The 15,009-nt window shown below is 60.4% G+C and carries 11 protein-coding genes; 6 read left to right on the forward strand and 5 right to left on the reverse strand.

All coding sequences use genetic code 11. The annotated features are described in order from the left end of the window. The first annotated feature begins 2 nt into the window (after window positions 1-2). Together EDC30_RS01640 and EDC30_RS01645 are read left to right on the forward strand one after the other, a co-directional pair. The gene (locus tag EDC30_RS01640; protein ID WP_243656607.1) at window positions 3-320 is read left to right on the forward strand and encodes a cytochrome C oxidase subunit IV family protein; all 318 of its coding nucleotides are present in this window, start codon (window positions 3-5) and stop codon (window positions 318-320) included. 3 nt (window positions 321-323) lie between these two features. Then, on the forward strand, window positions 324-1,307 hold the full coding sequence (locus EDC30_RS01645) for an SDR family oxidoreductase (protein ID WP_132256664.1): 984 nt from the start codon (window positions 324-326) through the stop codon (window positions 1,305-1,307). A 44-nt stretch (window positions 1,308-1,351) separates the two neighbouring features. Here EDC30_RS01645 and EDC30_RS01650 read toward each other — a convergent pair whose 3' ends face one another. Genes EDC30_RS01650 through EDC30_RS01670 form a run of 5 tightly spaced genes read right to left on the reverse strand, consistent with a single transcriptional unit; the run spans window position 1,352 to window position 8,040 of the window. After that, window positions 1,352-1,837 carry a hypothetical protein gene (locus EDC30_RS01650; RefSeq protein ID WP_132256665.1) on the reverse strand — a complete coding sequence of 162 codons (486 nt, stop codon included), beginning with the start codon at window positions 1,835-1,837 and terminating at the stop codon, window positions 1,352-1,354. Between the two features lie 18 nt (window positions 1,838-1,855). Then, complete coding sequence (locus EDC30_RS01655; RefSeq protein ID WP_132256667.1) at window positions 1,856-2,230, reverse strand: sensory rhodopsin transducer; 375 nt, start codon at window positions 2,228-2,230, stop codon at window positions 1,856-1,858. Continuing rightward, entirely contained in the window at window positions 2,214-5,156 is a 2,943-nt protein-coding gene (locus tag EDC30_RS01660; RefSeq protein WP_132256669.1) for an FAD-binding and (Fe-S)-binding domain-containing protein, read from the reverse strand. The genes EDC30_RS01655 and EDC30_RS01660 overlap by 17 nt, the downstream gene beginning before the upstream one ends. Continuing rightward, window positions 5,141-6,235 carry an enolase C-terminal domain-like protein gene (locus EDC30_RS01665; RefSeq protein WP_132257220.1) on the reverse strand — a complete coding sequence of 365 codons (1,095 nt, stop codon included), beginning with the start codon at window positions 6,233-6,235 and terminating at the stop codon, window positions 5,141-5,143. The genes EDC30_RS01660 and EDC30_RS01665 overlap by 16 nt, the downstream gene beginning before the upstream one ends. 8 nt (window positions 6,236-6,243) lie before the next feature. Continuing rightward, complete coding sequence (locus EDC30_RS01670) at window positions 6,244-8,040, reverse strand: thiamine pyrophosphate-requiring protein (protein WP_132256671.1); 1,797 nt, start codon at window positions 8,038-8,040, stop codon at window positions 6,244-6,246. Between the two features lie 133 nt (window positions 8,041-8,173). Between EDC30_RS01670 and EDC30_RS01675 the strand changes: the two genes are divergently transcribed. From EDC30_RS01675 to glgX, 4 genes are all read left to right on the forward strand, one after another. Next, window positions 8,174-10,027 (forward strand): glycoside hydrolase family 15 protein, encoded by a 1,854-nt coding sequence (locus tag EDC30_RS01675; RefSeq protein ID WP_243656608.1) that lies wholly within the window; start codon window positions 8,174-8,176, stop codon window positions 10,025-10,027. A gap of 256 nt (window positions 10,028-10,283) precedes the next feature. Further along, window positions 10,284-10,733: a MarR family winged helix-turn-helix transcriptional regulator gene (locus EDC30_RS01680; protein WP_243656609.1), complete on the forward strand. Its 450-nt coding sequence runs from the start codon at window positions 10,284-10,286 to the stop codon at window positions 10,731-10,733. A gap of 408 nt (window positions 10,734-11,141) precedes the next feature. Then, entirely contained in the window at window positions 11,142-12,719 is a 1,578-nt protein-coding gene (gene glgA, locus EDC30_RS01685) for a glycogen synthase GlgA (protein WP_132256676.1), read from the forward strand. A 139-nt stretch (window positions 12,720-12,858) separates the two neighbouring features. Next, window positions 12,859-14,985, forward strand: coding sequence for a glycogen debranching protein GlgX (gene glgX / locus EDC30_RS01690; RefSeq protein WP_132256678.1), 2,127 nt, complete (start codon window positions 12,859-12,861; stop codon window positions 14,983-14,985). Window positions 14,986-15,009: the final 24 nt, after the last annotated feature.

Raw genomic sequence — 15,009 nt, forward strand, 5'->3', positions numbered from 1 at the left:
CAATGGATATCAAGCGGGAAAGCAGGCGGATCGCCGCGGTCTGGCTCGCCTTGCTGGTCTTGCTTGCGCTGACAGCGGCCAGCGCCTATCTGAAACTGGGCGCGGCCAACAGCGTCATCAACATGGCCATCGCGCTCGTGAAGGCGGCGCTGGTAGCGGTTTTCTTCATGCATTTGCGCGGCAGTCATGCGTTGGTTCGCGTGATCGCCGCGACGGCATTGTTTACCCTGGCATTGCTGTTTGCGGTCAGCAGCACGGATTATGCGACGCGCATGGTCTTTCGGGCACCGTTGCAGGCGCCCGTAACAGGCGGGAGATAAGGCATGACAAAAAAAATCGCGGTGGTCACCGGTTCATCCGGCGGGATTGGCCGCGCCACCGCCATAGAATTCGCCCGGCATGGATGGCGCGTCGCCTTGCTGGCGCGCGGCATGGATGGACTGGAAGGCGCGCGCCGGGATATCGAGCAGGCAGGCGGTGAAGCGATGATTATTCCAACCGACGTGGCCGACCAGGCCCAGGTCGAGGCTGCCGCGGAACGCATCGAGAGTCAGTGGGGACCGATCGATGTCTGGGTCAACAATGCCATGGCCACCGTGTTCTGCGATTTTCTTCGCATTCCGCCTGAAGACTTCAGGCGCGCCACGGAGGTGACTTACCTTGGCACGGTGTGGGGCACGCTGGTAGCACTGAAGCGCATGCAGCCGCGTAACCGGGGCGCCATCGTCCAGGTGGGTTCCGCGCTGGCATACCGGTCGATTCCGCTGCAGGCGCCATACTGCGGCGCCAAGAGCGCGATTCGCGGCTTTACCGACTCGCTTCGGTCGGAATTGATCCATGCAAGGAGCGGGGTGCACTTGACGATGGTGCAGCTCTCTGCGTTCAACACGCCGCAATTCGATTGGGGGCGCACCTGCCTGCCGGACCAGCCCAAGCCGCTTGGCAAGATATTTCAGCCTGAAGTCGCCGCACGCGGCATCTATTACGCGGCGACACATCGCAGAAGGGAGTTATGGGTCGGCTGGCCGGCGGTCAAAGCGATACTCGGCACGTTCGTCCTGCCGGGTTACCTGGACTATAAGCTGGCTTTCGATGCTTACGAAGGCCAGGAATCCGACAAGCCGGTATCGACGAGCCGCCGTGACAACCTGTATCAGCCCGTACCCGGCGATCATGGCGCACATGGGCGATTCGATGATCGCGCGCTTCCATCCAGCGCGCAACTTTGGCTGAACTTGCACCCTCGGGTCCTGGCCGGCGGACTGCTTGTGGTGGTCGTGCTAATCGTCCTGGCGCTCATTGTCTGACGCTTGATCCGGAACTGGCGTTTCCGCTTCCGGATGAATTTCCCTTAATTTCCCTTGATTTCCCTTATGCAGGTGATTTTCAGTGAATTGATCGCCATTACGCCGGGCAGCTCCTTGCGCACGTCGGAGACGCGTGCGCCCGCTTTGAACGTCGCTTCCTTGTCTGCGAATCTCGCGCCTTCGTAGATGGTCAGGCTGGCGTTCGGGCCGACAAGGATGCTGCGCATGCGCGGCTTCCAGTCCACGCCAACCGGCGTATGCAAGTCGGCGATTTCCATCGGTCCCGCGATGGTCAGGTCATTCTGGCCGCGAAACTGGGGCAGCTGGAACAGGCGCGCCCAGCATCCTCGCGTCAGCGCCGGCTCGGTTCGCATTTCAGTCGGCGCAATGATCACCAGTGGACTCAAGACGGGCGGCTGCAAGGCAGCGCCTGCAGAACCGGCAGTCTTTGCTGAATCGGCGGCGAAGGCGGCGACGGGCAGGAGAGCGGCAGCGACGAAAGTGGAAATATTGATGCGCATTGACTTCATATATCCTCCGATTACAGGTTAGTCCATGCCGTAGGCAATGGTAGACAACAATGCCAGTTCGGCCTGGCGCGAATCGAGCCGCGTGTGCTGGACCACTATGGGAACATCGGACTCCAGGACGACGGCGTAGTCGGTCCCGCGCGGAACAGGCTCTGGATCGTGCAAGTCGTTAAACCGCAAGTGCAGGGTACGGCGGGCATTGACCGCCACGCGATACGGTCCGGCCGGTTCGCGGTCTTTGAAGAAGATCGTGATGGCAACATGCGCGTCGCTGTTGCCCGTATTCAAAATGCAAGCCGCTTCATGGCTCTGCAGTTCGCGGCCGGCGCCCGTGCTGCCTGGCGGGATATAGCCATCCGCGATCGCCCAGCGATGCTTACCGATCGCTTCCATGGCTGGCCTCTCCTTTCTGCGGCTGTCGAATCGCCATCTGCAATACCTGGGCAAGATGCAGTGGCTTTGCCTGAGTGGATTGCAGGATTTGCTCACGGCAGCTAAAACCGTTGGCAATGATCAGCTGATCGCCTGCCGCATTGCGCACGGCCGGCAATAACAAGCGCTCGCCGCAACGCATGGAAACATCGAATTTCGCTTTCGTGAAACCGAACGATCCCGCCATGCCGCAGCAGCCCGAATCCAGCACATGGAAATCCAGCCCGAGACTTTTCAAAACGGATTCTTCCGCATCCATTTTCAATACCGACTTGTGATGGCAATGGCCATGCACGATAGCCGGGCGATCAATGCGGGAAAAATGCTGCATCTTGTCCTGCAGGTATTCGCTCAACAGGAAAATCTGCTTTTCCAGCCGCTTGGCCTGTTCGTTATAGGGGAACAGGTTGGGCAATTCTTCGCGAAACACCGATACACACGCAGGTTCAAGCCCGACGATGGGCGTGCCGTCGCGAATGTCGTCTGAGAGCGCGCGCATCACCGCCTGCAAATATTCCCGCGCGCGGTCCAGCATCCCGAATTCGTACAGCGGCCGGCCGCAGCACAGGTGGATGCGCGGGACAATGACCTCGCAGCCGACATGTTCGAGCACTGCCACTGCCGCCTTGGCGATTTCCGGGTGAAAGTAATTGTTGAAGGTGTCCGCCCACAGGATAACGCGCCTGCCACCCGGCCTGGGTTGCTTCCTGCCGAACCACCTGGCGAAGGACTCCGCCGCAATTGGCGTGATGCGTCGTTGCGGGGCGATGCCAATCGCTTTTTTTGTCAGCGCGTCAAATGGCGCCTGTTGCGTGAAAAAATTGGCCAGCCTGGGCATCGCCGAAGCCAGCCTTGCCCAGCGGTCGATCAAGCCGAACGCATAAGCGGAGGCAGGACGCAGGCGGCCGTCGTAATAATGCGCCATGAATTCCGCCTTGTAGGTTGCCATGTCGACGCTGACGGGACATTCCCCCTTGCATCCTTTGCATGACAGGCACATATCGAGCGCTTCGTGCACCGATTCATCCTTCCAGCCGTCGCGCAGCACTTCGCCCTTCATCATTTCAAACAGCAGATGGGCCCGGCCGCGCGTCGAATGCATTTCCTCGCCGGTCGCCATGTAACTCGGACACATCGTTCCACTCTTCTTGCGGCACTCTCCGACGCCCACGCAGCGCAACACCGTGCGCGAGAAGTCGCCGCTGTCGCTGGGATAATGAAAGTGCACCGGTTGCGCCGGCGGGTTGTAATGCGTGCCGAGCCGCAGGTTTTCATCGGCGCGATAAGCGCCAATGACTTTACCCGGATTCATTTTCCAGTCAGGGTCCCAGATGTTCTTGAAGTCGCGGAAGGCTTGCATCAGCGTGTCGCCGAACATGATGGGCAACAGTTCGGCCTTGGACTGGCCATCGCCGTGTTCGCCCGAGATGGAGCCTCCCAGGCTGGTCACCAGATGCGCCGCCTCGTACAGAAAATCGCGGAATTTGGCGATTCCCGGAGCGGTCTCCAGGTCGAAATCGATGCGTGTATGCACGCATCCCTGGCCGAAATGGCCATACAAATCGCATTCATAGCCGTACTTTTCAAACAGGGCGCGCAGCTTGCGCAAATACTCGCCCAGCCTTGCCGGCGGCACCGACGAATCTTCCCAGCCTTCCCAGGTGATCGGCTTGTTCGGCACGTGCGCCGTCGCTCCCAGGCCGGAATCACGCACCTTCCAGATATGCCGCTCGATCTGCGGATCGTCCACCAGCTTCATCGAAGGCGGGTTCCCGACATTCTCTAATGCTGCCATCAGCCGTTTGGCCTGACCGTCCGAATCCGCCTTGTCCGTGCCGCCGAACTCGACGATCAGCCAGCCTTGGCCACTGGGCAGCAATTCGACGTCTTCCGGATGAATATGCATGGCTTTCATGTCTTCGATCAGCCGGTCGTCCATGCCTTCGAGCGCGATGGGCTGGTGCCGCATGACTTCGGGAACATGGTCTCCGGCCTGGTAGATATCCGGATAGCCGAGCACCAGGAGGGAACGGACGGGCGGACTGGGAAGCAGGCGCACCTTCGCTTCCAGGATCACGACACAGGTGCATTCCGAGCCGACCAGCGACCTGACGATACTGAAACCGCGCTCCGGCAGGAGGGCGGCCAGGTTGTATCCCGAGACGCGGCGCGGGATATCGGGAAAGCGCGTACGAATCTCGTCGGCATAGCGGTCGCGCAAATCGCCCAGCCTGGCGAGAATATCGGCGCAGCGCTGTTTTCCCTCGGCAGTCGCGGCACGTAGTTGTTCATCGCCGCCGCCAATGGTCATGCGCGTGCCATCGTACGTGACGACGTCGAGCTCGATGATATTGTCGACGGTTTCGCCGCCCATCACCGAATGCGGCCCGCAGGAATTATTCCCGATCATGCCGCCCAGGGTGTTATGGGTATGGGTCGCCGGATCCGGCGCGAAGGTAAGCCCATGCCGTTCGGCCGCATCGCGCAAGTCATCGAGCACGCAACCTGGTTGCACGCGGGCCGTTCTTTGCCCCGTGTCGATAGCCAGAACCTTGTTCAGGTACTTGGAGAAATCGATGACCACGGCCACGTTGCAACACTGACCGCAAAGGCTGGTGCCGCCGCCGCGAGACAGGATCGGTGCGCCATGGCGATGACAGATCCGGACGGTCTCCACCACATCTTCCACGGTTTTCGGGATGACGACGCCGATCGGCACCTGGCGGTAGTTGGAGGCATCCGCCGCATAGAGCGCGCGGCTGCCCCCATCGAAGCGGACCTCGCCTTCGATCACTCTCCTTAATTCCGCTTCCAGCGCCGACATGTCGACGGCTTCCGCGGACGCCGATGCCGGATTGGAGCCGGAGCCTGCTAGATTCTGTAGCATTCTGCGTCACGCTCCTTGAATTCGATGCCCAGGCCGGGCCGGCTCAGGTCGGGAAGCAGCTGCCCGTGTACAGGCGTGACTGCGCCATCGAACAGCATGCCTTCGATGCGCGCATGGTCGTGAAAATATTCGAGATGGATGGCCGGACGGGCGGCACAGCACAAGGGCAGGTGCAGGGCCGGCGCGCAATGGCTCGACAAGGGCACATTAAATGCCTCGCAGAGCGCGGCGACGCCGAGGAAGCCGGTGATGCCGGCGCAGCGCGAGGCGTCCGCCTGTAATACATCCACCGCCTGCGCCCCCAGCATGTGGCGGAAGTAGGAAAGGTCGTAACCATACTCGCCCGCGGTTACCGCCATGCCGGGCGGCGCCCGGTCGCGCATCAGACGCAAGCCTTCGAGATCGTCCGAGGATACCGGCTCTTCGAACCAGGTCACGCCCAGTTCAGCAAACTTCCAGGAAAATGCCAGCGCCTGCTTGCGCGTATAGGCGCCGTTGGCATCGACGAATAGTTCGGCGGCTTCGCCGATTGCCGTGCGCGCCGCTCGCGCTCGTTCCAGGTCGGCGCAGGGATTGCGCCCGATTTTCATTTTCACCCGGCCGATGCCGTCTGCCACCCAGCCTTCCATTTGATTCCTCAGTTGTTCGTGCGAATAACTGGTAAAGCCGCCGCTGCCATACGCCGGGATTGCCTGCCGTGCCATGCCAAGCAGTGAAGCCAGAGACAGGTCGAGCATCTTCGCTTTCCAGTCCCACAGCGCGGCATCGACTGCGGCGATCGCCATCGAACAGATTCCGGGCCGGCCAAGATTGCGGATGACATGCGCCATGTCATGCCAGCGCGCGTTGGTGGCCAAGGCATCCTTGCCGATCAGGCAAGGCGCCAGCTTGTCATGAATGAGTACGGCGGTTGCGCGGTCGGCATAGGTATAGCCGATTCCGACCTTGCCTGCCGCCGCGACTTTGACCAGTACCAGGATGGTCGAGTCCCAGGCGTAGGTGCCGTCCGACTCCTCGCTTTCCGTCGGAATCCGATACGCGAGCGTGGTGAGCTCAGCGATAGGCGTGTCCGGCTTCATCGCTGTTCTCAAGACTTCGCCTGCGATGGCGGAAACAAGCCATCCCACACTTCCTTGAACGAGTCCGTCACCATCGCCAATGCATCCGGATCGCCATGGATCAGCGCCGACAGGTAAGCCTTGGCCTGCTTGGACGAGACATGCGGCGGAATGGGCGGCACGTTAGGATCGGTCACCATTTCGACCACGGTAGGAATTTCCGACGCCAGTGCAGTGGCCCAGGCTTGCGCGACATCGTCGGCACGTTCGCAGCGAATGCCGTTCAGGCCTAACAGTTCGGCGTATTGCGCGTAGGGAAAGTTCGGCACCACCTGCGACTCCAGGAACCGGGGATCGCCCTCCATCGCCCGCTGCTCCCAGGTCACCTGATTCAGGTCGCCATTGTTCAATACCATGACTGTCAGCTTGCCGTTGCCCCATTCGCGCCAGACCTTGGCAATGGTGATCAAGCCATTGAGGCCATTCATCTGCATGGCTCCATCTCCCAGCAGCGCGATAACATGGCGGTCGGGATGGGCATACTTCGCCGCGATCGCATAGGGCACCGCCGGCCCCATGGTCGCCAGGCCACCGGAGAGCGAGGCCATCATGCCGCGCCGTATCTTCAAATCGCGTGCATACCAGTTGGCCGCCGAGCCGGAATCGCAGCTGAGAATGCAATTTTCCGGCAGTCGCGGCGATAGTTCCCAGAAAACTTTTTGCGGATTGATCGGATGCGCATTGTTATTGGCTCTCGCTTCGAGAACACGCCACCAGCGATCGACATTCGCGATGATGCCGTCTTGCCAGCCACGGTCCTGTTTTCGCTCCAGGTAGGGAATCAGGGCGCGCAAGCTGGCACGGCTGTCGCCCTGCAGGCACAGTTCCATCGGATAGCGCAGGTTCAGCATGCGCGCATCGATATCGATCTGCACGCCGCGGGCCTGGCCTTCCTTGGGCAGGAATTCAGAGTAGGGAAACGCGGAGCCGATCATCAGCAGCGTGTCGCACTCGTTCATCATGTCCCAGCTCGGCTTGGTGCCCAGCAAACCGATGGAGCCGGTGACATAAGGCAGATCGTCCGGCACGGCGGCCTTGCCCAGAAGCGCCTTGGCGACGCCGGCGCCCAGCAATTCGGCGACTTCGATGATTTCATCCGTAGCCCGGAGCGCACCGGCCCCGACCAGCATGGCTACCTTTTTTCCCGAAGTCAGTATTTCCGCCGCTGCCATGAGGCTTTCTTGCTGGGGAAGCAGCAATGGTGCGGTATAGCCGATGCCGGAATGGACGGTGCCATGCTGGCGCGGCGGTGTTTCGACTGCCGGTAAATCCTGTACATCGTTTGGAAAAATCAGGCAAGTGACGGTGCGTTCATCGCGGGCAATCCGCACGGCGCGGTCAACCAGGTGGCGCACCTGTTCAGGCATGGAAACCATGTGCACATACTCGTGCGCCACATCCTTGAACAAGGAAATCAAATCGACCTCCTGTTGATAATCGCCGCCCAGCGCCATGCGGTTCTGCTGACCAACAATGGCAACGACAGGCTGGTGATCCAGTTTGGCGTCATACAAGCCATTCAGCAAGTGAATCGCGCCTGGTCCCGAAGTCGCCATGCAGACGCCGACTTCGCCGGTGAATTTCGCATGCGCGCAAGCCATGAATGCCGCCAGTTCCTCATGCCCGGTTTGCACGAATTGCATGCCATTTTCAACGCGCCCGAAGGCGCCCATGATGCCGTTGATTCCATCCCCGGGATAACCGTACACGCGCCGAATTCCCCAACCCGACAATCGCTGCAAAAGAAAATCGCTGACCGTTGCCATGGAGTGCTCCTTTGCCAAGGCTTGAAACACCAAGTCACGCAATCCATGTGCCAGTCGTATCGTGCATGGCATGCAACTCGCATTAGAGCGAATTGTCATAAAAGAAAAATCTCATGCCGCAACTCGCCAGAATATGACCAGGCAAGATCGACGCTATCCTTCCATCGCTGATTACGCCTTCATCAGTGACTGCCACTGCACGGCCCTGGTCTCGAGGAACGGCTCCATCGACTGGTGCTGCATGCCGCGTCCCGATTCCGACAGTTGTTTCGGGCGGATCCTGGACTGGGATCACGGCGGATATTGTGCGATCGCGCCGACGACAGCGGATGTCAGCACTAGCCGCCGCTACATACCGGAGTCGATGATTGTCGAAACCTGTTTCCGCTCCACGGCGGGAGAAGTGAAGGTCGTCGACTTCTTTGTCATGGATAAACGCGCCGAAGAACAAGCTCCCAACCGGCTGGTTCGCATGATCGAGGGAATTCGGGGAGAGCTCGAAATACTGTCCGAGATCGTGCCGCGTTTTGACTTCGGCCAGATTATTCCCGCTGTAAGCGAGCAGGGCGACGGCACCTGGATGGCAATCGGCAGCAATCAAGGCCTGGTCCTTCATTCCGACCTGCCATTGGAAATCGTGAAACACTTCGGCCTGCGGGCTGCAGTGTCGATCAAGCGTGGACAAAAGAAAAGCTTCATCTTCAGCTTTCTCCCGCCCGACCAGGCCGATCGCGTGCCACCGCAGCCGAACGTCACGGAAGTCGCCATGGCGGGATACCGGAGCACCGTGAGCTGGTGGCGCGACTGGGTCCAGCGGATGCACCCGCCATACAAACTGGACGAGGCCACCAAGCGCTCGGCCATGGTGCTCAAGGCGCTGACGTTTGAAAGAACCGGTGCGATCATTGCGGCGCCGACGACGTCGCTGCCTGAATGGATAGGCGCCGGAAGAAACTGGGATTACCGCTATAGCTGGGTCCGGGATTCGGTGTTCACGGTATATACCCTGAACGGCCTCGGCTATGCGGACGAAGCCGAGCGGTTTTTGCAATTCATTCAGCGCTCCTCAGCCGGCAGCGCTGAACAGCTGCAGATCATGTACGCGGTGGATGGCAAGCGGCGCCTGACCGAAGTGGAATTGCCCTGGCTGGAAGGGTATCGGCGCTCGCAGCCGGTCCGCATCGGCAACTTCGCCGCCAAGCAGCATCAACTGGACGTCTACGGCGAAATACTGGAACTGGCATCGATCTGGAATGCCGCCGGCAATGAGGTCGATCTGCGCTATTGGGAATTTCTGACCGATGTCGTCAACGGCGCTTGCCGGCATTGGGCTGAGCCGGACTATGGCATCTGGGAATTTCGCGGCGAGCCGCGCCATCACGTTCATTCGAAGGCAATGTGCTGGCGCGCCGTGAAGCAGGGCATCGCCATCGCCGAGGGATGCGGCTTGCCTGCGCCGCTGGATGACTGGCAAAGCACCTGCGATCAGATCCGCCAGGCGATCGACTCGCAGGGCTACGATCGCGAAAGCGGCACCTTTGTCCAGGCATTCGGCAATACGCATCTCGATTCGTCATTACTGCTGTTGCCGCGCATCGGGTTTGTCGAGTATGACGACCCGCGCATGCTGCGTACGGTCGATGCGATTTGCATGAAGCTGAATCGCGGCGGCTTGCTGCTTCGCTACGATTCGCCCGACGGCTTGCCGGGCAAGGAGGGCAGTTTCATTCCCTGCACATTTTGGCTGGTCAGCTGCCTGGCCTACCAGGGGCGACTGAAAGAAGCCTGGGAATATTACCGGCTTGCCGCGCGTTGCTCCAATGATCTCGGCCTGTTTTCGGAAGAATATGATGCTTCCTCGGCGACCATGCTGGGAAATTTTCCGCAGGGTCTTACGCATATCTCGCAAATCCGCGCGCGGCTGGCACTGGAAGGAAATGGCGACTTGCTCCGGCACGGCATATCCAAAAATGACAAAACTTTGTAAAAACTACATTTGCCCAAATGTGTTTTCCCTATTTCATTTTGTTGAGGATGATTGTCGAATTTAGCAGGCGCAACGCGATGGCGACTGCTGCCTCCGAGAGTGGTGAATAAGGGGATTCAATTCAAGCGGATCGGCTTGCATTGAAGCGAATTTTGAATGATACGTGTACGGCAACAAATCACTGCATATGAACACGCTGGACATAAACAGGCCGTCAGATTCCTTAAGTGAGAATCGAGATATGTCGCCGCAGTCCATGGCTTTACGTAACTTGCGCATCGTCATTCGCGCGGCGCAACGGCACTCGGCATGGATCGAAAAGCAATGCGGCGTCAGCGGCGCGCAGTTATGGGTCATGAAAGAGCTGGCAGAGACGTCGGGCTTGCGCATCGGTGAGGTCGCGGAGCGGCTGTCGGTGCATCAAACGACGGCAAGCAATCTGGTGGAAGGCTTGTGCAAGCGGGGCTTGATCCGCAAACAGCGAGACCAGGCAGACCAGCGCATCGTGACGCTGGCATTGACCAGGGATGGAAATGTCCTGATGAAAAAGGCGCCGAGTCCAGCACGGGGATTTCTCGCCGAAGCCATTCAGAGAATGGATCGCGACGGACTGGCACAACTGAATCAAGGCTTGCAAGCGCTCATTGTCGCGGCAGATAACGGCGACGAAGATCTTGGCCTGCAACTTTTTCCTTTCATGCACTGACCTTTTGATTCGTCAAAGCGACCCATGCAGGCGCTGGATAAGCTCATCCTGATCGATTGATATCGCACTCTGCAAACCGCAGGCTCGCAAACATGCGGCGTCACGCGGAGTCACTTCTTTACAGGATAGCGCGCTGCAATGACGAACGTCGCCTTTGGACGCCAACGAGGTATGACTGCCAACGCGTGCGCCACTACGTTTTTACCGGTCCACATCGGTATCTACCCGCATATGCAAGGCCGCAGAAATCATTCCAATCGAGAAAGTTCAATACAAAAAAGAAAGAGTTGATTTCACGCAATGGACTCCAGGCAAGCGGCCAGTATCGTAGTTAGCAATGTTCGTTGAGCCATTGCTCATTTCGTCCCGACTAAATACCAACCTTCTTCTCATTTCAGGAGCATTTTTATGAACGCCCGTGTATTGCTGGTCGCCTCCGAAGCCGTGCCGCTGGTCAAAACCGGCGGGCTGGCCGACGTCATTACCTCCCTGGCGGCGACCTTGCGCGAGCACGGCTCCGAGGCAACCATCCTGTTGCCCGCCTATCCTGGCGTCGCCGAAGGCGCCGGTCCGCTACACGAAGTCGGCCGCTTGCCTGATCTGCCCGGCGGCTCAGGCGTGCTGCTGCAGGGATGCATACCCGACAGCAGCGTGCCGGTGGTATTACTGAAGACGGCGGGCTTCGACAGGCGAAGCGCCAATCCTTATGTCGATGTGGACGGCAGCGAATACACGGATAATGCGCTTTGCTTCGCCGCGCTGGCCCAGGCCGCGGCCGAAATCTGCGCCGGCAATACCCAGCTCGCCAGGCCGCACGTCGTGCATGCGAACGACTGGCATGCCGCCCTGATCCCCACCTACCTGAAGCTGAAGGGCATTCGCGATGTCGGCACGGTCCTGACGATCCACAACTTGGCATTTCAGGGCAACTATCCGCTCGACGTGGCGCCGGCGCTCGGCATCCCGCCTGAAATGCTGGGGCCGGACGGGCTGGAGTTCTGGGGCCAGCTCAGTTTCCTCAAGGCCGGCATCCTGCATGCCGACCGCATTACCACTGTCAGCCATTCCTATGCGCGCGAAATCCTGACGCCACGCTTCGGCCATGGCATGGAAGGCATTTTGAATGCACGCAAGCAGGATTTGCTGGCGATCGCCAATGGCGTGGATACCGAGACCTGGAACCCGGCCACCGATGAACTGATCGCCCGCCGCTTTACGCCGGACGATTTGCGCGGCAAGAGCGCCTGCAAGCGTGAACTGCAGCAGATGTTCGGCTTGCCGGTCGATCCGTTTGCGCCGATCCTGGCGATGGGCAGCCGCATCACCCATCAAAAGATGGCCGACGTGGCGCTGGCCGCTTTGCCGCACATCCTGAACCGTCACCCGCGAGCTCAGCTCGTGGTGCTCGGGCGAGGCGACCGCGCGTATGAACAAGGCTTGTTCGAACTGGCCGGGCAATTCCCGTCGCGCATCGGCCTCTTCATCGGCTATGACGAGCATCGCGCGCATGCATTGCATGCCGGCGCCGACATGCTGCTGCATGGCACGCGCTTCGAGCCGTTCGGCCTGACGCCGCTGTACTCGATGCGCTACGGCACCATCCCGATCGCCTCGCGGGTGGGCGGCATGATCGATTCGATCCCCGACGCCGGATTGAAAGGCGCCGTGCCCAATGGGGCATGCGGCGTGCTGTTCGACGGCGAGGAAGCGGCGGACATGGCGGGCGCGGTCTCGCGTGCCTTCGAACTGCATGCGGCGCCCCGTTCATGGCACACCATGCAATGCAACGCGATGTCCGTCGATTTCTCCTGGGATGGCCCGGCCGAGCAATATATCAATGCATATGCGGCAGTCGCTGCGCCGTCTGCGAAGAGCCTGTTCGTCGCAGCCAGGAAGCCGGCCACGCCGCCGACCGCAGCTGCAGTTTCCCCTGCAACTGTGCCGGTACGGGAACTGCAGCCGGCGTTACAGTTCATGACGGTCTGATTCGGCCATTCTGCGATTCCGCGCTACTCAGCGCTCCCTTGTGAAACATTAAGGCAGCGCCGGAAACAGCTTTCACACGCCGGTGTCTGTCTAGGGAGGCCGGCGCGCCGCCGGCAGTGCAAACGAGGAGAACACCCGCATGTTTTTCGAAATTCCGGACCGCCTGCAAGCCGGGCGTCCCTATCCACTCGGCGCCAGTTTCGACGGCACCGGCGTGAATTTCGCGGTCTTTTCCGCCAATGCCGAACGCATCGATCTCTGCATCTTCGATTCCGCCGGGCGCAAGCAGATCGCTTGCCTGCCGCTGCCGGATTGCACGGATGAAGTCTGGCACGGCTATCTGCCCGAAGCCGGACCGGGGCTTTTATACGGCTTTCGCGCCCACGGCCCGTATGAGCCCAACCGCGGCCATCGCTTCAATCCGCACAAGCTGCTGCTCGACCCTTACGCAAAATTGTTGTCGGGACCATTGCGCTGGGCTGACGCCTTGTTCGGCTATCGAATCGGTTCGAGCAAGGGCGACCTCAGTTTCGACCGGCGCGATAGCGCGCAGGCCATGCCGAAGGCAGTGGTCGTCGAAGATTCGTTCAACTGGGGCGACGACAAGCGTCCGCAAGTTCCCTGGGCCAAGACAGTCATCTACGAGGCGCACGTGCGCGGCATTTCGATCCTGCGCGAGGATTTACGCAGCGACTTGCGCGGCACCTTTACCGCGCTGGCCAACCCGCGCTTCATCGAGCACCTGCACAAGCTGGGCGTGACCACGCTCGAACTGCTGCCGGTGCAGGCGTTCATGCAGGATCATTTCCTGCTGCAGCGCGGCCTGGCGAATTACTGGGGCTACAGTCCGCTATCGTTTTTCGCGCCCGAGCCGCGCTACATGTCGGCCGGCGGCCTGAACGATATCCGCATGGCGGTGCGCCGGCTGCACGCGGCCGGCATCGAAGTCATCATGGACGTCGTCTACAACCACACCAGCAGCGGCAACGAGATGGGCCCGACCGTCTGCTTCCGCGGCCTCGACAACGCCAGCTATTTCCGCCTCGTGCCGGGCAACGAGCGCTATTACATCAACGAGACCGGCTGCGGCAATACGCTCAATATCTCGCATCCGCGCGTGCTGCAGATGGTGATGGATTCGCTGCGCTACTGGGCCGAGTCCTTCCATATCGACGGCTTCCGCTTCGATCTGGGCGCGACGCTCGGCCGCGAGGGCACCGGCTTCGACCCGGGGTCCGGGTTCTTCGACGCGATCCTGCAAGACCCGGTGCTTTCCCGGCTAAAGCTGATTTCCGAGCCCTGGGACTGCGGTCCCGGCGGTTACCAGCTCGGCAACCATCCGCCCGGCTTCGCCGAATGGAACGACAGGTTCCGCGATGGCGTGCGCCGTTTCTGGCGCGGCGATCCCGGCCAGCGTGCCGACCTTGCCGCGCGCTTGTCCGGTTCCGCCGACGTATTCAACCGTCGCCGCCGCAAGCCCTGGGCATCGGTCAACTTCGTCACCGCGCATGACGGCTTCACCCTGCAGGACCTGGTGAGTTACAACGAGAAACACAACGAAGCCAACGGCGAAAACAATAACGACGGCCATTCCGAAAACCTCAGCAACAACTGGGGCGTTGAAGGGCCGACCGATGATGTCGGCATCATCGAATTGCGCGAGCGCGTCAAACGCGCCTTGCTGGCGACGATGATGTTTTCTCAGGGCACGCCGATGCTGGTCGGCGGCGACGAGTTCAGCCGCACGCAGAAGGGCAACAACAACGCCTATTGCCAGGATAATGAAATTTCCTGGGTCGACTGGAATGCTGCGGCAACCCCGGATGGGCTGCTCCTGACCGATTTCGTCGCCCGGCTGGGGCTCCTGCGGCACCGCTTGACCACGTTGCAGGCCCAATATTTCATGCACGGCGAGGAAGTCGCGCCGGGCGTGCCGGACGTCGCCTGGTTCGATGAGCGCGGGCAGACCTTGTCGCCGGAGGCCTGGCAAAATCCGGATGCCCGTGCGCTGATGGTGCAGCGCGCCAGCCTCGACGAGGCTGGACGGCTCGAACGCATCCTGATTCTGATTAACGGCGGGCATGATGCGCTGACCTTCCTCGTGCCCGAGGCGGAGGAACCTTGGCAATTATTGGTCGACAGCGCCGAACCGGCGAGTGAAGTGCGTACGCTGCAGCCCCCGGAATTGCCGGTGCAGGGTCATAGCGTAGTGCTGTTGGGTAATTGGATACCGAAGGAACTGCGCTCACAGTTGGGAATCAGATAATAAGAATGTTATTCGGTAACGGCC

It is taken from the genome of Paucimonas lemoignei (assembly GCF_004342585.1).
In the GTDB taxonomy this organism is placed as follows: domain Bacteria; phylum Pseudomonadota; class Gammaproteobacteria; order Burkholderiales; family Burkholderiaceae_D; genus Paucimonas; species Paucimonas lemoignei.